The sequence below is a fragment of the Dermatophilus congolensis genome (genome assembly GCF_900187045.1).
Classification (GTDB): Bacteria; Actinomycetota; Actinomycetes; order Actinomycetales; family Dermatophilaceae; genus Dermatophilus; species Dermatophilus congolensis.
The window spans coordinates 389,712-413,020 of the sequence record NZ_LT906453.1 but is presented as its reverse complement, the minus strand read 5'-3'; the positions used below and the strand labels follow the sequence as shown (position 1 = coordinate 413,020).

Below are 23,309 nucleotides of genomic sequence, written 5' to 3'. Positions count from 1 at the left end.
GGTAGGTGGTGGTGCGGTTTGGTTGTTTGGGTGGTGTTGGTGGGTGGTGGGTTTGGGGGTGTCGAGGTGGGGTTGTTTGTGGTTGGTGGGGTCAGGATGGGGGGATGAGGTCAATGATTCCGGATTACGTTCGGCAGATTTGTGAGACGTGTTCGGATGCGTGGTTGGCGGGTGAGAACGCGCATTACATTCCGGAGTTGGCTAAGCAGGATCCGTCGTTGTTTGGGGTGGCTTTGTCGACGGTGGATGGGCAGGTGTATGCGGTGGGGGATACGGAGGTGGAGTTCACGATTCAGTCGATTTCGAAGCCGTTTGTGTATGCGATGGCGTTGGTGGATCGGGGGTTGCCGGAGTTGGCTGCGTATATCGGGGTGGAGCCTTCGGGGGAGGCTTTTAATGAGTTGTCGTTGGATTTGGGGTCTAAGCGGCCGTTGAATCCGATGATTAATGCGGGAGCGTTGACTGCTCATGCGTTGGTGGGTGGGGTTGGTGATGGGGCGGATGCGCGTTTTGAGCGGATTCGTGCGGGGATGAGTGCTTTTGCTGGGCGGGAGTTGTCGTTGGATCAGGCTGTGTTTGAGTCTGAGTTGCAGACGGCGTATCGCAATCGTGCGTTGGCGAATATGTTGCGGGGGTATGAGGTTCTCCCGGATGAGCCGGAGGATGTGGTGCGTGGGTACACGATGCAGTGTGCGTTGCGGGTGACGGTGCGTGATTTGGCGTTGATGGCGGCGACGTTGGCCAATGGTGGTGTGCCGCCGTTGACGGGGGAGCAGGTGGTGTTGGCTCCGGTGGTGCGTCAGGTGATGTCGGTGATGTTTGCGTGTGGCATGTATGACGAGGCGGGGGAGTGGATTACGTCGGTGGGGATTCCGGCTAAGTCAGGTGTGGGTGGGGGGATTATTGGGGCGTTGCCGGGGCAGTTGGGGGTGGCGACGTTGTCTCCGCCGTTGGATGCGCATGGGAACAGTGTGCGTGGGGTGGAGGTGTTTCAGCGGTTGTCTGGCGATATGGGGATGCATTTGATGGAGGTGCCGCCGCCGGCGATGTCGGTGGTGAGGTTTGCTGGGCCGGTGCGGGTCGTTGGTGGGGTGGTGTTTGTGTATGACTTGCAAGGGGCGCTTCGGTTTGCTGCGGTGGAGCGGGTGGTACGGATGGTTTCTGAAGCGGGCCCCTCGGAGCGGACGGTGGTGTTTGACCTTATTGATGTGCCGCAGCTGGATGATGTTGCGCGGCGGATGTTGTTGGAGTTGGCGCGGCGGATGACGTTGGAGGGGTATGACGTGTGGTGGGTGGGGTGGCGTGGTCCGGTGCCGTGGCCGGGGGAAGGGGGCTCGTTGCGGTTGGCGGACAGTTTGGATGAGGTGGTGCTTTAGCGGTTCGTGGGGGTGGTGAAGTGGTGTTTGAGGAAGGTGATGATGTGTGCGCGTATTTCGGGGGTGGTGTAGAAGGTGGGGTCGGCGTGACCGGCGTCGATGAGGTGGACCTCGGTGTTGACTTGGTTGTTGCGTAGGGCCGTGGCGGCGCGTTCGGATTGGGCTTGGGGGACGATGCAGTCGTGGGTGCCGTGGAGGAAGAGGGTGGGGGCAGAGTTGCGTGAGGTTTGGGTGATGGGGCTGGCGGCGTCTGCGGCGTCAGCATTGGCTGCATCGGCAGGGTCTTTACCGCCGATGAGTTTTCCTTCGGGGGAGTCTGGGCCGTGGTCGCCAGGGCCGCATCCGGCGTCGACGCGGTGTTTGACGAGGGTGATCAGGTCAGAGACGCCGTAGAGGCTCACTACTGCGGCGACGCTGCTGGAGGCTTTGGAGATGCCGATGGTGCCTTCGGCTGAGGGGTTTCCGCGGGTGGTTCCCAGGAGTTGGGCGAGGTGTCCGCCGGCGGATTCACCGATGACGGCGATGCGTTGGGGGTCTAGTCCGTAGCGTCCGGCGTGGGCGTGGAGCCAACGGGTGGCAGCCTTGACGTCGTGGAGTTGGGCGGGCATCACAGCTTCGGGGGTGAGCCGATAGCCGATGGACGCGGTCGCCCATCCTTGTGCCAGCAGGGCTGATCGTAGGGCAGCGAAGTTAGCGTTTTTGGAAGATTCGAAGCTGCGAGGGTCACCGCCGGACCAGGCGCCGCCGTGGATGAACATGACGACGGGAATGCGTCCTTTTTGTCCTGGGGGGACGGTCAGGTCGAGTCGTTGCCGGGGATCACCTTTGGCTACGTAGGGCTGATCAAGGAGGTGTTGGGGGGTGATAGGGGTGGGTTGGGCGGTGACTGTTGGGTGCTGGGAGGCGTACTCCTGCGGGGTGAGCGGCACCGCGCAGGCACTGGTGAGCAGGATGCCTGCCAGAGCAGCAACGGCACGGACCCGGCGGGGCGGGGCCGTGCTCACCGCAGGCTCCGCGGGTTGGCTGGCATGAGTAGCACGGCAAGAGTGCCTAGCAGCGCGATACCTGAGAACACGTAGAAACCCCATGGGTGCCCCAGCCCTGCAGATAGCAGGGTGCCGGTGATGGCTGGTCCGGTGATGGCGCCGATACGGCCGATACCGCTGGCCAAGCCCAGGGCGGTGCCTCGTTTGCTGGGGATGATGAGGTGGGCGATGTGGGCGTAGATGAGTCCTTGGGCGCTGAACACGAAGAGTCCAGTGATGAACATGAGGATGTGCAGGATGAATTCGTTCTCCCAGTGGATGGACAGGAGAGCGAGGAATACCGCGGAGGCTGCGAACCAGATGGCGGTGGAGCGTTTGATTCCGCCGCGGTCGGCGACGATGCCTGCGATGGCCAGACCAGTGATGGCTCCTGCATTCATGATGAACAGCAAAGACAGGGAAGCATCCAGTGAGTAGCCTGCGCTGCGCATCAGTTGAGGTAGCCAAATGTTGAGGCCATAGACGAGCAGCAGACTCAGGAAGGAAGCTACCCAGGAGCCAAGGATGGCGCCTTTGTGGTTGCTGAGTAAGTCACCGAAAGTGCTGCGGTTGTGGCGAGGCACGAGCACGGTGTGCGAGTCGTGGAAGAACAGCCACACGAGCGGGATGAGTGGTAGCCCTGCAGCACCACCGATGTAGAACAGCAGTTGCCAGTGCGGAAGCACTGTCATAGCGACGATGGAGATCAGCACGGCCCCGACGTGATAGCCGGTCATGGTCATTGTGGTTGATGAGGCCTTGCGATCGTGACGGCCGCTTTCGGTGGCGGTTGCGATCGCGATCGGCATGCTGGCGCCTAGGCCAATACCGGCCAGGAATCTGGCTGCGGCGAAGAAGGGGATGCTGGGGGCTAAGGGCACAGCGATAGTGGAGAAGCTGAAAAGGGCGATGGCTGCCATGAGCCCTCCTCGTCGCCCGAATTTGTCGGTGAGTGGTCCACCCAGGATGGATCCGATTGCTACACCGATCAAGGAGACAGTGGCGATGAGGGTGGCATCGCCAGGGGTCATGCCGAGGTATTTGTTCTCGAAGAGAGTGGGGATGGCTGCACCAAAAGCAACCAAGTCGAACCCTTCAAGAGCGATGGTCAACCAGCACAGCAGCACAGTGAGTTTGTGTGAGGCACGGCCAGCGAGTATGCGGGGGCCGCGGCTGGTGTATTCCTCGTAACTGTCATTGTCGTAGTCCTCCTCGTAGTCATCGCGGGCATTACGAGGCTGGGGTTCTTGGTACTGACGAAGCCGCCTGCTGGTGATCCCATGAGGTTCGGGACGTTCTGGCCGGACCTGGATAGCTTGGGTTTTTGCTTGGTCCAAGCGTGCACGGATCGCTTCGGTGCGGGCTTCGTGAGGGTTGAACGGCTGCTCGCGCTCGCGGCTACGTTCGCGAGATCGGTCGCGGTCGTCATGGTGGGTTTGACGGTTGCGGTTATCTCGGGGGGCTACCTGTGTTTGTAGCGCCTGGGTACGTGCTTGGTCTGGTGGCTCTTCTTCGTCGTCAGGGTCTTCGTCCCAGTAGTTGTGAGGTAGTTCCCGTTCGTGGGTGCGGGCGCGTTCGCGTTCGTCGTTTTCTCCCCAGTGGGGGTGGCGTGGGTTGCCGGTGGGGCCCCACTCTTCGGGGCGGCGTGGGCGTCGTCGTTGTGCCCAGTTGTCGTCGTCGCTGCTGGGGATGCGGGTGGTGCGTGCAGAATCGTCGTGCTCGTACTCGTGTTCGTTGCGGCGGGAGTGGGGTTGCTCTTGGCGTTGGCGAGGGTCGGGTTCGTTGTGGTGTTGGTCCCAGGAGCTCTGGCGCGGGGGTTGACGGTTTTCTTGGCCCCAACGGTCACGGCTGTTGGGGGCGTCCCAGTCGTCGTGGGTGTTGTCGGTGTCGCGGGCGTTGCGGCGTGCAGGGATGGGTGGGGTGGCCGGTTCGGTCCACTGTTCTTTTTCGGTGTGGTGGGGGCGTGCCTCAGGGGCGGGTTTTTCTTTGGCTGGTGCTGGTGCTGGTGCTGGTGCTGGTGCTGGGGTGTGTTCTTCGGACTTTTTCTTGATGGTCCCGAATGCGGAGCTGGATGGCCATCCCCAGTTCGCCCCTGGGCGCGAAGTTTCGGGGGTTTCTTCTGGGGGTGCTGCTTCGGTGGGAGTGCTGGTGATGCCGCGGGCACGGTCCCAGGCTTCTTGAGCACTGGTGGCGCGGCTTTCGGGGCGTGGGGTGGAGGGGGTGTGTTGTTTTTGGGGTTGTGGGTCTGGGGTTTGGGTATGTTGTGGCGCTGGGCGCTGGGGGGTTTGGGTGCGCTGGCTGGGGGAGGGGGTTACCGGACCAAAGTCGGATCGGGAAGGCCATCCCCAGTTAGCGCCGGGGCGAGGAGAGCTGCTGGTGGTTTCGGGTTGGTTCCAGCTGTTGTTACTGCTGGACCATCCCTCGCTACTGCTACTGCTACTGCTACTGCTACTGCCGTTGCTACCGCCGCTGCTGCTGGACCAGTTGTTGTTTTTGTTGGTTTCGGGGGTGCTGGTTTTTCCCCAGGTGTCGGTGGTGCTGGTGGAGCTGGTGGGTTGGTCCCAGTTCCAGTTCCAGTTCCAGTTCTCGGCTGGTGGTGTGCTGGTGCGTTGTTCGGCGGCGCGTTGTTCGCGGCGGCTGCGGCGACTGGGAGTTTCGGGGGTGCTGCTGGGTGATGCCCATGCATCACTGCTGGTGGTGGACCAGCCATTGCTGCCACTAGTGCTGGTGGTAGACCAACCGTTGGTACTGCCGTTGGCGCTGCCGCTGGTGGAGGGTGCGTTACTGCTGCTGGTTTTTCCCCAGGTGTCGGTGGTGCTGGTGGAGCTGGTGGGTTGGTCCCAGTTCCAGTTCTCGGCTGGTGGTGTGCTGGTGCGTTGTTCGGCGGCGCGTTGTTCGCGGCGGCTGCGGCGACTGGGAGTTTCGGGGGTGCTGCTGGTGCTGCTGGGTGATGCCCATGCATCACTGCTGGTGGTGGACCAGCCATTGCTGCCACTAGTGCTGGTGGTAGACCAACCGTTGGTACTGCCGTTGGCGCTGCCGCTGGTGGAGGGTGCGTTACTGCTGCTGGTTTTTCCCCAGGTGTCGGTGGTGTTCGAGTTGTTGGTGGAGGTTGAGTCCCACTGTTCGGCGGCGCGTTGTTCGCGGCGGCTGCGGCGACTGGGAGTTTCGGGGGTGCTGGTTTTTCCCCAGGCGTCGGTGGTGCTGGTAGAGCTGGTGGGTTGGTCCCAGTTCCAGTTCTCGGCTGGTGGTGTGCTGGTGCGTTGTTCGGCGGCGCGTTGTTCGCGGCGGCTGCGGCGACTGGGAGTTTCAGGTGGGGATGATGCGTTTGAGGTCGAAGCAGTACCCCCGTTGGGGGCAGAACTGCTCCAGCTACTGCCAGAAGTTCCGTACGAGCTGGAAGAGGTACGTGACTCCCAGCTGTTTGAGGTGTTTTCCCACCCGTTTGAGGTGCTACCTGTTCCCCATGTTGAAGAAGTAGAGGTGCCGCTATTCCAGGAAGAGGCGGCACCGGGAGTCGATGATTGGGAGCCGGATACTTCTTTGTTGTTGGCCAGTGCGGCGTTCCACGCATCTGCAGCTGAAGCGTACCCACCAGAAGTAGACGAGGAAGACGAGGGAGAGGACCAATCGCTCGATGGTGCTGCGTGCCTAGCAGGTGTGGCTTGATCCCATTGAGCGTTCTGTTGTTCGCGGCGGCTGCGGCGGGTGGGAAGGTCAGATTGGGTAGCCGATGTGTGCTGCTGTTGGCTATCTGCGAGGTTGCGTTGCTCGCGGCGGCTGCGGCGGCTAGGAAGTTCGGGACGCTCGCCCTGATTGCGCTGCCGTTCGCCCCGTGGAGGCACGGGGATCGGTCCGGTAGGTGCTTTGTACATGGCAAGTCTCCCGAGGGGTTTCTCTCGTGATGAGTTCGGGGGAGACGGACATCGTTGCAGGTTGTGACCTGCACCGATGTGACCGAGTAGTGCGGCGTGTGCGCGGATCACCTTCCCCCGATAGGTGTGACCGCCACGTCGAGGCTACGGAAAATGAGCGTGTGGCGTCGGTGACCACGTGCCGATAAGGGGCCGTGGAGGTGGTGGACCGGGGGAGAGACTGTCGTTTAACCCAGTGATTCTCTCTCCAGGTCCCGACGCATTTGTGTGAATACGCCGCCGCCTCGCCCGCCGGGAATTGGCGGGCGAGGCGGGGGTCATTCTGCTGTGTTGCCGTTACGGGCGCTGTTCGGTCTTTTCAGATGAATGCTCGTCAGCATCATCTGGAAGATCCTGTAGCAGCGGGGCCGGCTCGGCTGCAGCTTGACGGGCAGCGGTGAAGTATTCACGAGTGCCCTGAGCTTCGGCCATTTCCCCCATGGAGGTCTGGTGGTCTTTTTCGGGGCTGCTCATGGTTACTCCTTATCGCTGGGTTGTCACTTCTTGTTGGTGTTGTTGTCCGCAGAAGCGTCTTCGTAGGCCTGCTGGATTTCTTTACCCCAGTACGGGCCGTACATGTCGGTGCCGGTGTTCTTGTAACCGTAGGAGTTCACGGAGTTCTGCACGGACTTGGCCGGGTCGTAGCCGTTGCCGACGAACCAGGGGCCACCGGAGGAGCCACCGGTCATGTCGCAGGGGATGCCCTGCGAGGTGCGCTTGCTGTTGTGGCGGTCATCCTGGGCCTTGCCGTGGCAGGACTTCAGGGTCTGGCCGTCGAAGGGCTTGGCTGCCGGGTAGCCGAATGCGGAGTACTCCTGGCCGCGGGGCTGGTTGAAGGCGACACCGGTAGCGCCGACCTTGTCAGCCAGCTTGCTGCCGTCTTCAGCCGGAGCGATGACCACGAACGCGGTGTCCATGTTCATTTCGCCACGCTGCACCCAGTCGGTGGGGGTGTAGGCGCGAACGCCGACCCACTCGCCGAGGGGGGCTTTGCCGTTCTCGTAGGCCGGGACGAACATGAAGCTGTCCGCGTACTGGCCCTTGTCGTTGGCGCAGTGGCCAGCGGTGGCCACAACGGACTTGTTCTTGGACTGCACGGAGTTCGCGGAGCAGACGTAGTCCTTGCCGCGCATCTTGAAGAAGACCTTGCCGATGGTGGGGCGGGGAGCCTCAGCGGCGGCGCGGGGAACCGTGGTGCCAGCGTAGGACATCGGCTGAGCGTTCTGCTGCTTCGGCGGGTCGGTCGGCTTAGCCGTGGGAGCAGCTGTTGGGCTGTTCTGGTCAGAGTTGAAGTCCTGCGTCATGTCGATCGCAGCCTTCATGCGCTCCGGGGTCCAGTAGTCCGTGACAGCTTTCTTCTGCTGCGTGAACTCGTGGGTGATGAACGGCTTGCTCGGGTCCTGGTGGCCCGTGGGGGTGGACGCGCCCGGGCCGGCCGGTGCGCTGGCCGAAGGCTGGTTCTGGTCACCGGGGTTTGCGCTGGCCGTGAAGGCAAGCGCAGGGGTGGCGAGAGTCGTGAGGGCGATTGCGGCGGCGATCAGGGGACGCCGTGCTGCTCTTGTGGTGAAAGACTTCATCAACCTACTCGTACTTTCTGCTGGAGAAGGGTTGGGCGTACCCCCTGGTGAAAGGGGGTTGACGGTCCAGTCGCGTGCAGGGGGGAGGACGTGTTGCGGATGTCCTATGCGTGCGCTGGTGTCAGTCGCCAGGCGGAGAGATCCGACCAGTGGGGACAGTAGTCGTTCGCGACAGCAAATGAGATGCGTAGTAACGGTTTGATAACGGTGTGTTTGCTTGTCGGCGTGTCAGATTCAGCTGGCATTCACGTATATATGAATTGAACTGGACAGGTGTTGGTGGTGTGGGTGAGGTCCCTGAAGAACCGCTGCTTCTGGCAAGTTGTTGGGCGTATTGGGTGACATTGAGCTCACTCAAAAAGTTAAGTTCCGATGATCTCGCAAACTGAGACAAAACTGTGACAATCCGCAAACAAACCTCCATTCGCCGCCTGCGGGTCCCTAAGTCAGATGTGTCCCCCCTCGCTGGTGCAGTGCAGTCGGATAGCTGCGGGCGATCTACTGTGCCCAAGCAAGGGTGGTCTGCAGCTGCTGTGAAGCCAGCAAGGGTAGGGGTGGGTGCCTGTGCTCCAGAAGGGGAAGGGTGAGGGGGGGTGCTAGGCCACCAAAACGCGTAAGCACTACTTCACTCATGGGCTCTGTATAGAAACCCTGTGGTTTTCAATGAAGATTTTGTCAGCAAGCCCCCAAAGGACAGGAGGGGGTGATCCAGCGGTGGCAAACGCTAATTCAGGAATCTTTTCCTAGAACGCCAAGAATCTGAGTGCTTAGTGCCCGGGTCTGGGTGTGTCTACAAGCCCGCTGTAGTCACAGCAACATTCCGTTAGTGCGATCGGTACGGTAGGACAGCGGTGGTAAATTCCCCGCTTCATCGGGCAGCGCTTCGGTGCCTGCCGCATGCTCAGGAGGTTTCATGGCTGGTGGTCTGGTTGCTTTGCTCGATGATGTCGCTATGCTCGCCAAGCTTGCTGCCGCTTCCGTTGATGATGTAGCCGCTGCCGCAGGTAAAGCCAGCATCAAAGCTGCCGGAGTCGTTGTTGATGACACCGCAGTGACACCCCGATATGTCACCGGATTCACTCCAGACCGGGAACTTCCAGCTATCTGGCGAATTGCCAAAGGATCCCTGGTAAACAAAATTGTTTTTATTCTCCCAGCAATCCTTATTCTGAGTCAGTTTGCACCGTTCCTGCTCACCCCACTGCTCATGCTTGGTGGGTTATATCTGTCATTCGAAGGCGCAGAAAAAATTTGGGCCAAAGTGACAGGTTGCGAGGAAGAAAAAGAAGAATCTCCCGCAGTTCTGCAAGGCCCAGAAATGGAGGATAAGATGGTGAAAAGTGCAATCCGCACAGATTTCATCCTCTCGGCAGAAATCATGGTGATCTCCCTCAATGAAGTCGTTCACCAAACATTCTGGGAAAGAGCGATCATCCTCATAGTCGTAGCTCTGCTCATCACTGCAGGCGTATATGGATTCGTCGGCCTACTCGTGAAAATGGACGACATCGGCATCGCCATGACCACTCAACGATCCGCAGCGGCGCAAACACTCGGCCGCGCCCTGGTCACCGGAATGCCTAAAGTGCTCGCCGCGCTGGGCGCCGTAGGTACCGTCGCCATGCTGTGGGTTGGTGGTCACATTCTGCTCTCCGGAGCCGCTGAGCTCGGACTGACAGCACCCTACGCAGTGGTGCACCACCTCGAAGAAGCCGTCACTGCAGCAACCGGCCCACTAGGCGGACTGCTCGGATGGGCAACTAACACAGCTTTCTCTGCCCTCGCTGGACTAATCGTTGGGGTGCTCGTTGCGCTCATCACGCACTTCATCCCCGGCAAAACCGCTCACTAATCCGCGCTCGGCGGCGTGTGTCGATAGCAGAGTCGCCACACGCCGGGAGCGCCTGAGATCATGAAACCGTGAGCGATCTTCCCGGCAACTTCCCAGGCGACCTCCCCGACAACGAAGCCCTCGAAGCGATGTTCGCTGCCGAGTCTGCCCCCGACCCCCAAGCACGCCCCTGGGATGGCCGCGCCCGCCACCTCACCTTCCTCCACGGCCTCGGCGGGTCACCCCTGACCTGGGAAAACCAAGTCGCAAAACTCCCACCCGTAGGAGTCCGTGCTCAGGCGCCCTGGCTACGCGGAATGCGCCCAGCCGCCAACGAAAACTTCGACTTCTCCGCAGCCGCCGGAGATCTCCTCATGAACCTCCAACTCGAAGGGGCACCCCGCACCGCCGTCATCGGACACACCCTTGGCGGCATGGTCGGCATGCAAATGGCCGTCGATTCCCCCGAAACCATCTCCCACCTCGTCCTCATCGGCGCGCAAATCCGCCCACCCGCCGCAGCCCTCAAAGCACAAAAAATGGCCCTCAAAATGACCCCACGCTCCCGCTTCGAAGCGATGGGGGTCTCCAAAAACCGGGTCGCCTCCGCCCTGGACATGATCGCCACCTTCGAAGCAGGCGACCACCTCGATGCAATCACCGCAAAAACACTGCTCGTTGCCGGTGAACGAGACCGAGCAGGACGCGCCGCTGCCGAACACATCGCATCCAACATCGCGCAAGCCGACGTCTTCATCGTCCCCGGCGCTAGCACTGAACCCATGAACGAAAATGTCGAAGAGTTCAATACCCGCCTATGGGACTTCCTCGGCGTTGAACCGCACACCTACTAAATACAAAGCCGGGAAGCCCACCAAGTACGGAACAGGCAACCCACCGACATGGTTGACACACCTATGACCTCCCCAAGCCGGTCACACCAAGCAGGGCAACTGCGCCGCACAAACCACAAAGAAACAAAACACAGCCCTGCCTCAGAACAGGGGCAGAACGCGCACACCCCCGACCATCCCGAGGGCACAAACCCTTTCCGCATGGTGATAGATCAGCCAACCAGCGCTGAACCCCCACCCACCTGCGGCCCTCACGGCTGCTCACCCACCACAGGCACATAGCGCCGTGTCCCACACTGCCAGCACCCCACAAATCCCCACCTGGCTCACGCGCGCCAGCATCCAAATCACCACCGAAAAACCTGCCTGGTTCACGCAATTCACGCCACCGCCACAGCCGCAACGAAGAGCATCTGTGCTGATGCTCTTCGGTCCCGCCCCACACACAACTGGCGAGCCACACGACCCGGCAAACATCGAAATCGTGCTGACGGAACGCGCGCACTCAATGCGCTCACATGCCGCACAAGTTGCCTTCCCAGGCGGCCATGAAGAATCAACCGACAACGGACCAATCGCAGCCGCACTGCGAGAAGCCCACGAAGAAGTAGGAATACAACCAGCATCCGTAGAGATCATCTCAACGCTACCGGCACTATTCATGCGGCCACGACGCAACTGCGTCACCCCAGTAATAGGCTGGTGGCACACCCCACACCACCTAGAGGCACGCGACCCCCGCGAAGTCGCCCGCGTTGAACGAATAGCAATAGCTGACCTGGTCAACCCGGCAAACCGATTCTCGGTCATATCACCAAGTGGCCACCGCGGCCCAGGATTCACAGCTCAGGGATTATTCATCTGGGGATTCACTGCCATGCTGCTCGATGCAATGATCACCGCTGCAGGCCTAACCCTGCCCTACGACCACAGCATCGTGCGCCCTCTACCCGAAGCGCAACTAGCTGCTAGGCGCCGCGCAACACCCCCAGAAAAGTGATCTGCGCCACATTATGCGTGTGAGTGAATGCATAAACACACACACCCGGCCACAAACCCGGCATCCACAGGTTGCACGATGACCACGTGCCCGACAAGCATGCTCAAACCAGAGCAACCAACCCAGCCTAAAAAGCCAGCGACGTTGCGCCCCAATTAACCTCCCCCGAACACCCCGCTGCACCCACCCTCAACGCCGGCGAAACCACCCCCACGTGAGGACCACCAAAATCAAAAAACTACCTTCCCCGCTAACGAGCCTATCCCTCATCCTCGTAGCCGGACTCAGCACCGCCTTCGCCACCGGCTACCTCACCATCGGCACCCCCACCCCAGCCGACCCCGAAGACACCCCACCCCCCACCGCCAAAATCGGCAAAGGATCAGTCGCCCAACTCGCCGACGTCCCCCTCACCCAAGTCAGCGAATGGACCACCAACGCCGAAGCACCCATCGAAGCATCCCGCCGCGTCATCACCCGCCTCACCCTCCGCGAAGGTGCCCACACCCCCCGCTGCACCTCACCCATCTCCGTCAACGACGTCCCCGTCCTCCTCATCCCCGGACAACGCCCCTTCTTCCGCGACCTCGCCCCCGGCGCCACCGGCAGCGACGTCGCCGCCCTCCAACGCGGACTCACCGCCTGCGGCCACCGCGTCACCGACCCCCCAGGCAAATTCGGCAAATCCACAGCAGCCGCATGGGCCGCCATCATGCGCCCCTACAAACCCATCCCCGAGACCATCCACTGGCGACAACTGGTCCCCGTACCCGACAAAGTCAAAAAACTCCGAATCGCTAAACTCGGCGCCACCCTCGGCCAAGTCCTGCCCGAAGGCGCACCCCTGATGAAACTCGACGGCGGCCCCCTCACCGCCATCGGCGGACTCGAACCTGCCCTCGCCAACGAACTCCACATGGGCCAAAGCATCAAAGTCACCATGGCATCAGGAAAAAACATCGTCGCCTCCGTCGCCGCCGTCACCATGCCCACCCATACCAACCCAGCCGCAGGAAACTCACCCATCCAAGGCCTACCCAACCCACCCGGCGGCAACGAAAATCCCGAAGCAACTCGACTAGAACCAGGCAACATCAAACCCGGCTTCTACAAGCTACAACTCACCCTGCCCTCCAGCGACGACCCCAACGACAAACCCATCAAAGCCGCCATCAAACTCAACGCATCCCCAGCCGACAGCCTCCACGTCCCCCTTGCCGCCATCACCACCTGCAACGGCAAACCGTGCATCCGCCTGGCCAAAAATACCCAAAACCGCGACATCCCCGTCCAAACAGGCATCTCAGACGGAAACCTCGTCACCATCACCCCCCTCGAAGGACGCCTCTCAGTAGGTGATGAAGTCCTGGTGAGCGAGAAGTGAACACCCCCCACACCGCACCCCCCAGCCGCCGCGAACGCCGACGCCACACCAACGGCCACCGCACCAACATCCTGCGCACCATCACCACAGAAGCCCTACGACCTATCCGCCACAATCCCCTCAGTGCCCTCATACCCGCCCTCACCATCGCCATCGCAAGCGCCGCATTCATCCTCTCCACAGGCATGCAAGGCATCAACGACGCCGCCGCCGCGCACCGCCTGGACTCAATGCTCACCAACCACGTCACCGTCTCCATCAACACCGAAGAACTCCCCCCGGCCCTGGCCCAACCCGCCAACATCACCCAAGCCAGCGCCCGCATCGGCCTACGAGAACCACTCATCACCTGGCAAATACACGACGCCAAAACCACCCGAAACATGCCCAACGGCACCCAAACCACCCACACCTGGCCCATCGCCGCAGCCACCGAACACATCGCCCAACGCAGCGACATCCACGCCCGTCACGCCCTCGCCCCCATGTTCTCCACCGACGGCGCCGCAGCCGTAGGAAAAACTCTGGCCACCACCGAAAAACTCCGCGTAGGCGACCACATCAGCATCAACAACCATCCCATCACCATCACCGACATCATCGAAGACGCAGGAAAACGCCCCGAACTCCTACGCTCCATCCTCGTCTCAGACAAAACAGCAGTAACCCTCGGCGGCAACCCCACCCACATGAACCTCACCGGCTTCACCCCACCAGCCGGAGCAACCACCTACGCCAAACTGCTCCCACATGCCATCGCCCCCGGCTACGAAAACTCCATCCACCCCACCACCGCCACCACCAACCACCCCACCGATTCCCCCATCACCCCCGAACTACTCACCCCCACCCACTACCTCACTATCACCGCAGCCCTCCTCGGCGCACTCCTCATCGGCATCATCCAATACGCAGCCGTTGCAGAACACCTCAACGAATACGCACTCAAAAAAGCACTCGGCGCCCGCGGCAAACACCTCTTCCTCGAACTGCTCCTACGCTCCAGCACCATCGGCCTAGTCGGCGGAACACTCGGCCTCATCATCGGCATGATCACCCTGGCCATCACCGCCGTACTCATCGACCAACCCGCCTACATCACCCCCTGGGCACTTCCCACAGCCCTAGCCGCTACAACCATCCTCGGCGGACTCGGCGGAACCGCAGCAGCAACCCGAGCAGCCCGCATCAGCCCCACCACCGTCATCCACCCCTAACCCCACACCACTAGAGGGCCTACGAGATACCCGACCCCCTCCAGTCGTGCCTCTCGTAGGCCCTCCCACATCACACTAAGCGCACATACAGCCCAACTCACCCCCAAAACCACCAACACCACCCACCCCCACACCATCACCTACCCCACAGCACCTCCACCATCACCAGCAACAAGAGCCGCATACGCACCCCCCAATGCCATCAACTCCGCATGCGAACCCCGCTCCACCACCCGCCCAGCATCCAGAACCACAATCACATCAGCATCCCGAATCGTGGAAAGACGATGCGCAATCACCAACGTCGTCCGCCCCGCCATCATCCCATCCAACGCCACCTGCAACTCACGCTCAGTCGTGTTATCCAACGCACTCGTCGCCTCATCCAGCACCAACACCCGCGGATCCCGCAACACCGTCCGCGCCACCGCAATACGCTGCTGCTCCCCACCAGAAAACCGATAACCCCGCGCACCCACAACCGTGTCCAACCCCAACGGCAACCCCCGCACCACATCCGCGATCTGCGCCACCTCCAACGCCGCCCACAACTCACCCTCACTCGCATCCGGACGCGCCAACAACAAATTCGCCCGAATTGAGTCATGCACCAAATACGTCTCCTGCAAAACAATCCCCACCAAAGCAGCCAAATTCTCCTCAGCAATATCCCGCACATCCACCCCATCAATCATCACCCGCCCCTGCGAAGGATCCACCAACCTGCGCACCAACGACGCCACCGTCGACTTACCCGACCCCGTAGCCCCCACCAACGCAACCGTCCCACCCGCAGGAATAAACAAATCCACCCCAGAAACCGCATCACGATCACTACCCGGATACCGCAACGACACCCCCTCCAAACACACCTCACCCCGCGCCGCCACCGGATCAACAAACACCGGACTCACCGGCTCCGGAACATCAGACTCCACATCCACATACGCAAAAATCCGACCAAACAACGCCATCGAACTAATCCACTCCGCCGACACATTCAAAATGCTCATCAACGGACGAAAAAGCCCCGCCTGCAACCCCGTAAACGCAATCAACGTCCCAATCGTCATCCCCCCAGACGTCGCCGGTAAACCCGCCACCAAATACACCAACGCCGGAATCACCGCAAAAACAATCTGCATCACCGCCAACCGCCACCGCCCCGCCAACTGCGACCGCACCTCAAGATCCACCAAAGCACCAGAAGTCACCCCAAAAAGCTCAGACCGAGCCCGCGAAGCCCCCAACGTACGGATAAGCCGCATCCCCGACAACGACAAACCCTCCTCGATCTGCGTATGCAAATCAGCCATCGTCTCCTGACGACGATCCACAAGAGCCCGCCGCGCCAACGCCACCTTGCGCGTAATCCACACCGCCGGAGGAACCACCAAAAGACTCAACAACGACAAACGCCAACTCAACGCAACCATCGCCACCACTGTCGCAATCGTCGTCGTCGCATTAGCCGCAATCGACGTCGCCGTATTCGTCACCACCGACTGCATCCCACCCACATCATTCACCAGACGCGACTGCGCCTCCCCCGTACGCGTACGCGTAAAAAAAGCCAACGACTGACGCTGCAAATTCTCAAACACCGCAACCCGCAAGTCATGCATCACCCGCTGGCCAACCATCGTCGCCCACAACGTCTGCAAAACACCCAGCAACTGCGTCACCACCGTCGCCGCAACCATCCCACCCACCAACACCAACAACAACGGAACCCGCTGCAACGGAATCGCCACATCCACCACCTCCCGCACCAAAAACGGCTGCACCACCCCCACCAACGAACTAGCCACAATCACCGCCATCACAGCCAACAAACGCCCCCGATACGGCGCAAACAACATCAACACCCGCCGCAACGGCACCGGATGACGACGCAACTGCTCCCGCTCAGCCTCATCCGCAGCCCGCACCAAACCCGCCGGTCCGCCCCACGCCCGCTTCACCATGCACGCCCTCTCCGCCAGAAAAACCCAACGTGACCCAGTCTCCGACAACCCACCCCCAACACCCCCAACACAACACCAACACCCCCAAACACAGAACCACCCCCACCCCGAACTACCGTGAACACGTGAACAGCACCACCCCACCGCAATCACCGCCACCATCGGCGCAGGAGGCGCACTAGGCGCCCTCATCCGCTGGACACTCACCACCACCTGGCCCACCACCCCCGGAACCCTGCCCACCACCACCCTGCTCATCAACACCACCGGATGCCTCCTCATGGGAGCCCTCACCGGCACCCTCACCCACCGCGTCACCTCCCCCTACCTACGCCCCTTCCTCGGCACCGGCCTCCTCGGCGGCTACACCACCTTCTCTACCTACGCCCACGAAAACACCCATCTCCTCACCACCCCCACCACCTGGCCCACCGCCGCCCTCTACCTCATCCTCACCCCCACCCTGGCCATCAGCGCCGCAGCACTCGGACACCACCTCACCACCAAAAAACCCACCCCATGAACGCCCTCCTCGTCGCCATCGGAGGCGCAATAGGCGCCATCACCCGACACCTCATCACCACCCACACCCCACACCTTCCCCTGGGGAATCCTCACCGCCAACACCCTCGGCTCACTCCTGATCAACCTCATCACCACCATCACCACCCAACACACCCTCACCCCCCTGACCCCAACCCAATGGCAACTCCTCCTCACCACCGGCTACTGCGGCGCACTCACCACCTACTCCACCTTCGCCGCAGACACCACCAGCCAGCTACGCCATCACCGCTACGCCACCGCCTGCATCAACACCGCCGCCAACCTCACCTGCGCCCTTGCCGCAGCAGCCATCGGCACAGCACTAGGCACCAGCCTCAGCTGAATGACACCAACCTGCCACACCACTCAACGCTTGCCCTTAGCGCCACGAGAATCATCCGGACCACCAGTCAACAACGCCCGCAGCTGCCGCACCTCCTGAGTGTGCTGCTTAGCCGCCTGCAACGCGAACTCACGCAACTCCGGATTCTCCGTGGTCTCCGCAGCATTCTCCGCCAAATCAATATGCGTCGTATCCAGATCAATCATGTGCTGCAGCCACAACGCATCAAACTGCGTACCCGAGGCCGCCGCCAGCCCCTCCAAATCATCCGGATCAGCGCCATCCCTCTCCTCATCACCCATGTCTTCATCCGAAGACAACTGCGAGGAACTCGCTGAGGCAGCCCCATGGCGCCCAGCAGATGGCTTACCCGGACTCTTCGCAGGATCAGTCGCCTTCGTCGGTGCCGCAGTCTGCTCAGCATTCTGCGTCCACTCATCACGCCAACTCGTCAACATCGCCGCACGCACCTCAGCCGTACGCCGAATCTGCGTCGCCGCGGCCTGCACCTTCGCGCTGGCCCGATGCCGCGGATCCAACGCCAAACGCGCCGCCTCAACAATTTCGTCATTCAACGGAATCGTTGCAGCCACATACCCCAAATCCTCTGCATCACCCGTCGAATCAGCCGTTGCCGCCCCCGAAGTAGCAGCAGAAGCATGTGACGATGCAGGCCGACTCGTGTTAGCGGGCGACGGCGAGGGCGCAGACTTACCGCAGCCAGCCAGCGCCAAGGCACACGTCAGCGACACGGCGGCAGCAAAGCGATGATGTGTCACGGTGACTCCCCACGAATCGAGTCAAAACAGTGATCTCATCCTAGAACCGCTGAAGACCCAAAGAATTCACCGTGGAGGGTGAAACCACCCAACCACACGGCCAAGCCGGGTGCGCCCCAACAACAGACGCCCCGACTCCAGCCATAACCTCACCCCCGATAACGCTGCAAAACCAGATCCTCACCATCACCAGTGACCGCCCACGCAGCACTGCCAACCAACGATCCCGCCATCGCGTAAACACCCCCACCAAGATCCCCAGACAACTGCACCTCAGTGTCCTCACCCGAGGCAGGGCGCTGAGTAAAAGACCCCGTCACCACGCGTCCATCAGCCAACAACGCTGCCTTACCCGAACCCGCCGTCGACGTACAGGACACCCCCGAACCAGCCGCAGTATCCCCGTTCCACCCATTGCAATACGGCTTCAACTCACCGCGAGGAAAAGACGCCAACCCCAACGTGATATGCCGATCTGCCTTAGGCGTCAACCATGTAAAACTCCGCACCCCACCACCAGCAAAAAAGTGAGCTGCCTCATACCGGGAAACCCACGCATCCTTGCCCATCTCAAACACAGTGAACGGCAAGTATCCATTCACCTCAGTGCTGTCCATACCGAACAACGTCCCCCCGGCGTAGTTCAGCTTGTGAAACGTATACGTTTCCCCAGGATGATCAGGCCGAGACGCCACCGGCAAACGCCGCCACCCCACACCACAATCGCGCACCACCGCCCGATACACCTGACCACCCTTATCGCCACCCAACGAAACAAAAGCCCCAGGGCCAGGCACATCCTTAACCGCCTGCGTAGTCCTCATTCCTTCAGGCAGCTTCACTGACGTGAAACGATGCCCATCAAAATGATGTAGCTGCGACCCCGTAGTCACCCACACATCTTCAGGAGAACTCGCATCAACCACACCTGTATTCGTGCGCCCCGGCTGATAGTCACCCAAACGCCACATCGAAATACACGGTTTCCCATCCTCTTTCGTCACGATTCGCTGCACCACGGCCTGACCATCTACGGCATACAAAACAAACACAGTTTGCTCATCAGGACTGGCCGCAGAGATCGCTCGCCCCAGCTCAGCAGAAGACCCAAGCGTGACCAGCGGAGTAAACCCACCCACCTCCTGCGAACGCCTCACCCCCGCTGAAGCTGTGCCACCTACCTGACTACCCCGACCGCCAGCCTGAGCCAACGCACTGACCTGCCGGGCGGCGAAAACATCAGACCCAGCAGCAGGTGGCGCCGCCACGGCGGGAGCTACAAACGAATACAAACCCACCCCCACGGCAATGAACGCAGATACACCACTACGACTGATCACAGATATGTTGTTCCCCTTATGGGTAGAAGCGTGTGTCAATAAGCGGCCAACGCCCTCACCCCTGCAGGGCCGCTACGCGCGCGGCCCTGCCACCCCCCCAACAAGTACCGTCACGTGAGCCGGTCTTCGAGACCGGCAAAATAATTGGATCACTCCATCTAGTGCGTTTGTCAGCTGACAGCGATAACGATTCGGCCACGAACTCCCCCCATCCCAGCCACCCCACTCTGATGTCGACACCCACCCACCCAACACGCCGCATCAACCCAACAAGGCCACAACCACATTCACAACACACCCATTTCTCCTATCTGTGGAAGCACGCCCACACCCCGACTCACCCCTAACCCCGTTGGACATACTCGCTCGTGCCGAACTAAGCGGCCTTGAAAAAACAGGGGAACCGGTGGGGACACCACAACCACCGCGGGGGAGAGGTCCAATAATGAAAAACACGCTGCGGAATATCCCGGCACTCACCAGCGAAGACGCAGAACGCGGTGTCATCGCACGCATCGCCACAATCGTCAAAGCCGCACCAGAAGCACTGGCCATCACCGACGCCACCCGCAACGTCACCTACAATACCCTGGCCGCCGAAGCAGCCAGCATCCGCGCCCTTATCGAAACCAACCTCGGACCACTAGCCAACGCCATCGATGACACCGGACGCCCAGTCCCCGTGGCCGTCCTCCAAGGCCACACCGCCCGCGCCGTCGCCACCATCCTCGGCGTCATCGGCTCCGGACACCCCGTTGTCGTCCTAGACTCCCGCACCCCAGCCCCCCGCCTAGCCGACCAGATCGAACGCACCGGAGCCCGCTGCGTCCTACACGCCGACGGACTCGCCAAAGTCGCCGCCGACCTCGGCACCACCACCATCGACGTCACCACCCTCCCCAACGCCCGCGCACGCCACCTCTGGCGCAACCCCACCGACCCCGCCCTTCCTGCCGTTCTCGCCCTGACCTCTGGCTCCACCGGCACCCCCAAAATCGTGGTCAACGACCAGCGCATGTTGGTCATGGATGCCTGGGACAACTCCCTAGCTACCGGCTGCTACGACGCCAACGACGTCATCGCCCACAACCTCCCCATGGCATTCCACGCCGGCCTCATGGCCACCATCGCCGGCATCACGGTCGGAGCCATCACCCGACTCTTCGATACCCGCGAACACGGCATCGCCCCCCTGGCAGCCTGGCTACACAAGAACAAATGCACCGTCATGCAGGCCAGCCCAGCCATCTGTCGCGCATTCGCCGCCACCGGGCCCGACCCAGCGCTGCTAGAACGTCTTCGCTCAGTAACAATCGCAGGAGAGGCAGCCCAAGGCTGCGACGTAGAGCGAATCCGGGCGCTGCTATCACCCGAATGCGTAGTGCGGAACCGATACGGATCCTCCGAGACCGGCCTCATCGCTGAATACGTTGTTGCTGCAGACCACCCCACGCTCGAAGGTGCGCTGCCAGTAGGGCGCCCGGTCGGTTTCACCCGTGTGGAACTCGTGGACGCAGCAACAGCTGCACATATCACTGGCGGCCAAGACGAGCTACCTCCACTGGCGCCAGGCACAGGATTAGTGGCTGTTCACCGCAAATACGTGGCGAGTGGGTATTGGGGAGACGAATCAGCCTCGGCGGCTGCGTTCGGCCATGACGCGATCGGAGACGCATGGTTCCTCAGTCGGGATATCGGCACGTTCGACGAATCCGGCAACCTACGGCTGTTGGGACGGCGAGACCACTCAGTGAAAGTGCGTGGCTACCTCGTCGAGCCCGGTGAAGTTGATGCGGTGTTGTCCACGCTACCCGAGGTCATCGAGTCGGTAACTGTGGGCATGCCTCGACCAGAAGGCAACGGCCAGTACCGGCTGGTGTCCTACGTGGTGAGCTCTGCAGAGCGCCCCGGGGCCGCCGCAGTACGTGCTCAGCTGCGCACACGCCTTTCGAACCACCTTGTTCCCGAAGCTGTCGTGTTCGTCGATGCGTTGCCGCGCACAGAGCGTGGCAAGCTTGATCGTGCCGCTTTGCCACCGGTTCCGGCTCCAGCGGTGGGAGAAGCACCCAAGACAGAGTGGGAACGGTTAGTTGCTGGCATCTGGGAAGAAATACTTGGCACTGACCAGATTGGGCGCGATAGTGACTTCTTTGAACTCGGTGGTGACTCACTAGCAGCGGAGGAGCTGCTGACCCGAGTTATCGAGGACCTGAGTATTCGGCCTGATCAGGTGACATCACGAACATTGGTGGAGGCGCCGACGTTGGCGCAGTATGCGCGGCAGCTTCGGCGCCGTCCGCAGCGGCGTCACCAGATTGTCAGCGAATTACGTACCACTGGTGACCAAGAGCCGATTTTCTTCATCGCTGGTGGCGGTGGCTTGGGTGTGGGGTTTGTGCCGGTGGTGCGTCATCTGCCGCAAGGACGCCCGGTATATGCATTGCAATCCCATGCGTTGGAAGTGCGTGGGCTGCCGGACTGGTCGGTGGAGGCGGTAGCGCGTCGTGATGTGCGTGCGATTCGCAGCATCCAGCCACACGGCCCGTATTTCATCGCGGGACACAGCTTTGGTGGCTTGGTGGCCCTGGAAGTTGCTAAGCAATTGGAAGCCGCGGGGGAGAAAGTGGCCACGTTGATGGTGCTGGATTCTTTTCCCCCGGACCCGCAGTGGCAGCCGGAAACTCCGCAGAAGTCGTTGAAGCGGCGGGCCCGTGACTTGGTGGGGCTGGCTGTGACTGGTTTGGTACCTACGCCAGGGCTGGGTCAGTACTGGCGTTTCCACGCTCAGAGCCAAGTATTAACTGCACGGTATCGGACGGACCCGTATGCGGGGCGGGCGTTAGTGGTGGTGGCGGATAGTCCTGAGCAGGCTATGCGTCGTCATTGGTCGGACTTTTTGTCCGGTTCGTGGAAGTTGGTGGAGACCGGGGGTGATCACATGACGATGTTGCGTGATCCGAATGCGCAGGGGTTGGCGCAGCTGATCGCTGCGGAGGTTGATCAGGCTGCGCAGGCATGTGGCCCGCTAGAGCGTGAGGTGTTGCGTGAGGCGAGTTCTGTTGGCCAGCAGGATCAGTCGCGGGGAACGCCTGCGTAGATGAGGCGTCGTGTTACCCATTCGGCCGGGCCGGGAATTCCGGCTCGGCCGAAGATGGTGGCGATAAATGCCGTGATGAGCCAGATGATCACGGCGATGGTGGCGGCGTGGATTTCGGTGACAGGAGCGCTGTTAGCGGGCAGTAGCAGGGCGAACAGCGCGCTTTGGAGCAGGTAGCAGGTCATAGAACGTTTGCCGATGGCGGTGAGGATGCTGCGGGGGCTGTAGCCGCTGGTGGTGGGCTGGTGTGTGGGGTTGGTGTAGCTGAGGATCAGGGCGATAAGAGCGAGCCAGCCTAGGCCGCCGAAGTAGCTGCCCAGGGTGTCGAGGGCGATAGCCCAGGGGGCCAGTGGGCTGATGGTGATGCCGATGTAAGTCAGGGTCAGGGGGAGGGCGGTGACTGCGCCGATGAGCAGTCCGGTGGCTGCGCTCGCAGCTAGGAGACGCCGGTGGCGGTGGGGGTGGCTCAGGAGGGTGGTGCGTTGGATGAATATGCCGATGATGACGCAGGGGATGACGGCGGTGGTGGGTATCGAGGAGATGGTTTTCCCGATCCATTCGAGCAGGTAAGGGCCGTTGGATTCGGGATTTTGGTCGGTGGGGTTGAAGCCGATGATGGTGGTGGTGGTCAGCGCGAGGGCGGTGAAGCCAAAGGCGGTGATGGTCAGTGCGGTGGTGTTGGGGTGTTTGGTGGCGATGAGGGGGGTGAGTAGGGCGATGGTGAGGCCGTAGGCGGCTAGGACGTCTCCGGAGAAGAGGAAGCTGTGGAGCAGGCCAATGAGGGCAAGGACGGCGGCGCGGCGGTAGAGGGTGGCGCTGGTGGTGGTTGCTCGGCTGGCGATGGTGGCGATACCGAATCCGACGAGGATGGAGAAGAGGGGGTAGGCGCGTGCATCGATGAGGAGTCCGCGGATGAGGACCCATAGTTCGTTGGGGCCGATGGTGGGGGTGGTGTTGGTGGGGATCCGGGGGGCCCAGCTGGTGGCGTTGGCTAAGGCGATGAGTAGGAGCATGGCGCCGCGGGCGATGTCGGGTGTGGGCAGTCGGCGTGGCGTCATG

17 protein-coding genes are annotated in these 23,309 nt (G+C 61.4%); 9 read left to right on the top strand and 8 right to left on the bottom strand.

The features are described from left to right. Positions 1-104 precede the first annotated feature (104 nt). Positions 105-1,376, top strand: coding sequence for a glutaminase (locus CKV89_RS01730; RefSeq protein WP_028327271.1), 1,272 nt, complete (start codon positions 105-107; stop codon positions 1,374-1,376). Here the strand turns inward: CKV89_RS01730 and CKV89_RS01725 are convergent. The 4 genes from CKV89_RS01725 to CKV89_RS01715 all read right to left on the bottom strand — a co-directional run bounded on the left by CKV89_RS01725 (position 1,373) and on the right by CKV89_RS01715 (position 7,619). Next, positions 1,373-2,380 carry an alpha/beta hydrolase gene (locus CKV89_RS01725; protein ID WP_051277543.1) on the bottom strand — a complete coding sequence of 336 codons (1,008 nt, stop codon included), beginning with the start codon at positions 2,378-2,380 and terminating at the stop codon, positions 1,373-1,375. The genes CKV89_RS01730 and CKV89_RS01725 overlap by 4 nt on opposite strands. Then, positions 2,377-6,276 (bottom strand): MFS transporter, encoded by a 3,900-nt coding sequence (locus CKV89_RS01720; protein WP_095068436.1) that lies wholly within the window; start codon positions 6,274-6,276, stop codon positions 2,377-2,379. The genes CKV89_RS01725 and CKV89_RS01720 overlap by 4 nt, the downstream gene beginning before the upstream one ends. 336 nt (positions 6,277-6,612) lie before the next feature. Continuing rightward, positions 6,613-6,789, bottom strand: a complete 177-nt coding sequence (locus CKV89_RS11605) for a hypothetical protein (RefSeq protein ID WP_154657644.1) — start codon at positions 6,787-6,789, stop codon at positions 6,613-6,615. A gap of 23 nt (positions 6,790-6,812) precedes the next feature. Then, on the bottom strand, positions 6,813-7,619 hold the full coding sequence (locus tag CKV89_RS01715; protein ID WP_231935419.1) for a trypsin-like serine peptidase: 807 nt from the start codon (positions 7,617-7,619) through the stop codon (positions 6,813-6,815). Between the two features lie 1,186 nt (positions 7,620-8,805). Between CKV89_RS01715 and CKV89_RS01710 the strand changes: the two genes are divergently transcribed. The 5 genes from CKV89_RS01710 to CKV89_RS01685 all read left to right on the top strand — a co-directional run bounded on the left by CKV89_RS01710 (position 8,806) and on the right by CKV89_RS01685 (position 14,178). Continuing rightward, positions 8,806-9,744 (top strand): DUF808 domain-containing protein, encoded by a 939-nt coding sequence (locus tag CKV89_RS01710; protein ID WP_028327275.1) that lies wholly within the window; start codon positions 8,806-8,808, stop codon positions 9,742-9,744. Between the two features lie 68 nt (positions 9,745-9,812). Further along, positions 9,813-10,577 (top strand): alpha/beta fold hydrolase, encoded by a 765-nt coding sequence (locus tag CKV89_RS01705; protein ID WP_051277544.1) that lies wholly within the window; start codon positions 9,813-9,815, stop codon positions 10,575-10,577. 484 nt (positions 10,578-11,061) lie between these two features. Beyond that, complete coding sequence (locus tag CKV89_RS01695; RefSeq protein ID WP_231935418.1) at positions 11,062-11,577, top strand: NUDIX hydrolase; 516 nt, start codon at positions 11,062-11,064, stop codon at positions 11,575-11,577. A 214-nt stretch (positions 11,578-11,791) separates the two neighbouring features. Beyond that, positions 11,792-12,961, top strand: coding sequence for a peptidoglycan-binding domain-containing protein (locus CKV89_RS01690; protein WP_028327277.1), 1,170 nt, complete (start codon positions 11,792-11,794; stop codon positions 12,959-12,961). Then, the gene (locus CKV89_RS01685; RefSeq protein ID WP_034401195.1) at positions 12,958-14,178 is read left to right on the top strand and encodes an ABC transporter permease; all 1,221 of its coding nucleotides are present in this window, start codon (positions 12,958-12,960) and stop codon (positions 14,176-14,178) included. Before CKV89_RS01690 ends, CKV89_RS01685 begins: the two co-directional genes overlap by 4 nt. A 140-nt stretch (positions 14,179-14,318) precedes the next feature. On the opposite strand, the gene CKV89_RS01680 is transcribed toward CKV89_RS01685, so the two are convergent. Then, positions 14,319-16,145 carry an ABC transporter ATP-binding protein gene (locus CKV89_RS01680; protein WP_084441136.1) on the bottom strand — a complete coding sequence of 609 codons (1,827 nt, stop codon included), beginning with the start codon at positions 16,143-16,145 and terminating at the stop codon, positions 14,319-14,321. Between the two features lie 148 nt (positions 16,146-16,293). Here CKV89_RS01680 and CKV89_RS01675 point away from each other — a divergent pair, with 148 nt between their 5' ends. Continuing rightward, positions 16,294-16,668, top strand: a complete 375-nt coding sequence (locus CKV89_RS01675; protein WP_034401198.1) for a FluC/FEX family fluoride channel — start codon at positions 16,294-16,296, stop codon at positions 16,666-16,668. An 87-nt stretch (positions 16,669-16,755) separates the two neighbouring features. Continuing rightward, complete coding sequence (locus tag CKV89_RS12655) at positions 16,756-17,034, top strand: fluoride efflux transporter FluC (RefSeq protein WP_084441137.1); 279 nt, start codon at positions 16,756-16,758, stop codon at positions 17,032-17,034. Between the two features lie 23 nt (positions 17,035-17,057). Here CKV89_RS12655 and CKV89_RS01665 read toward each other — a convergent pair whose 3' ends face one another. Together CKV89_RS01665 and CKV89_RS01660 are read right to left on the bottom strand one after the other, a co-directional pair. Continuing rightward, positions 17,058-17,813 carry a DUF305 domain-containing protein gene (locus CKV89_RS01665; RefSeq protein WP_084441059.1) on the bottom strand — a complete coding sequence of 252 codons (756 nt, stop codon included), beginning with the start codon at positions 17,811-17,813 and terminating at the stop codon, positions 17,058-17,060. A gap of 149 nt (positions 17,814-17,962) precedes the next feature. After that, the gene (locus CKV89_RS01660) at positions 17,963-19,153 is read right to left on the bottom strand and encodes a hypothetical protein (RefSeq protein WP_154657645.1); all 1,191 of its coding nucleotides are present in this window, start codon (positions 19,151-19,153) and stop codon (positions 17,963-17,965) included. A gap of 445 nt (positions 19,154-19,598) precedes the next feature. On the opposite strand from CKV89_RS01660, the gene CKV89_RS01655 reads away from it, so the two are divergent. After that, positions 19,599-22,250 (top strand): alpha/beta fold hydrolase, encoded by a 2,652-nt coding sequence (locus CKV89_RS01655; RefSeq protein WP_028327285.1) that lies wholly within the window; start codon positions 19,599-19,601, stop codon positions 22,248-22,250. Here CKV89_RS01655 and CKV89_RS12465 read toward each other — a convergent pair. Beyond that, complete coding sequence (locus CKV89_RS12465) at positions 22,226-23,308, bottom strand: DUF418 domain-containing protein (RefSeq protein ID WP_028327286.1); 1,083 nt, start codon at positions 23,306-23,308, stop codon at positions 22,226-22,228. The genes CKV89_RS01655 and CKV89_RS12465 overlap by 25 nt on opposite strands. Position 23,309: the final 1 nt, after the last annotated feature.

What these genes read in the sequence shown, in the direction of transcription:
- CKV89_RS01730 (WP_028327271.1), top strand. Translation starts at nt 105, where the DNA reads ATGAGGTCAATGATTCCGGATTACGTTCGGCAGATTTGTGAGACGTGT.
- CKV89_RS01720 (WP_095068436.1), bottom strand. Translation starts at nt 6,276, where the DNA reads ATGTACAAAGCACCTACCGGACCGATCCCCGTGCCTCCACGGGGCGAA.
- CKV89_RS11605 (WP_154657644.1), bottom strand. Translation starts at nt 6,789, where the DNA reads ATGAGCAGCCCCGAAAAAGACCACCAGACCTCCATGGGGGAAATGGCC.
- CKV89_RS01715 (WP_231935419.1), bottom strand. Translation starts at nt 7,619, where the DNA reads ATGACGCAGGACTTCAACTCTGACCAGAACAGCCCAACAGCTGCTCCC.
- CKV89_RS01710 (WP_028327275.1), top strand. Translation starts at nt 8,806, where the DNA reads ATGGCTGGTGGTCTGGTTGCTTTGCTCGATGATGTCGCTATGCTCGCC.
- CKV89_RS01680 (WP_084441136.1), bottom strand. Translation starts at nt 16,145, where the DNA reads ATGGTGAAGCGGGCGTGGGGCGGACCGGCGGGTTTGGTGCGGGCTGCG.
- CKV89_RS01655 (WP_028327285.1), top strand. Translation starts at nt 19,599, where the DNA reads ATGAAAAACACGCTGCGGAATATCCCGGCACTCACCAGCGAAGACGCA.
- CKV89_RS12465 (WP_028327286.1), bottom strand. Translation starts at nt 23,308, where the DNA reads ATGACGCCACGCCGACTGCCCACACCCGACATCGCCCGCGGCGCCATG.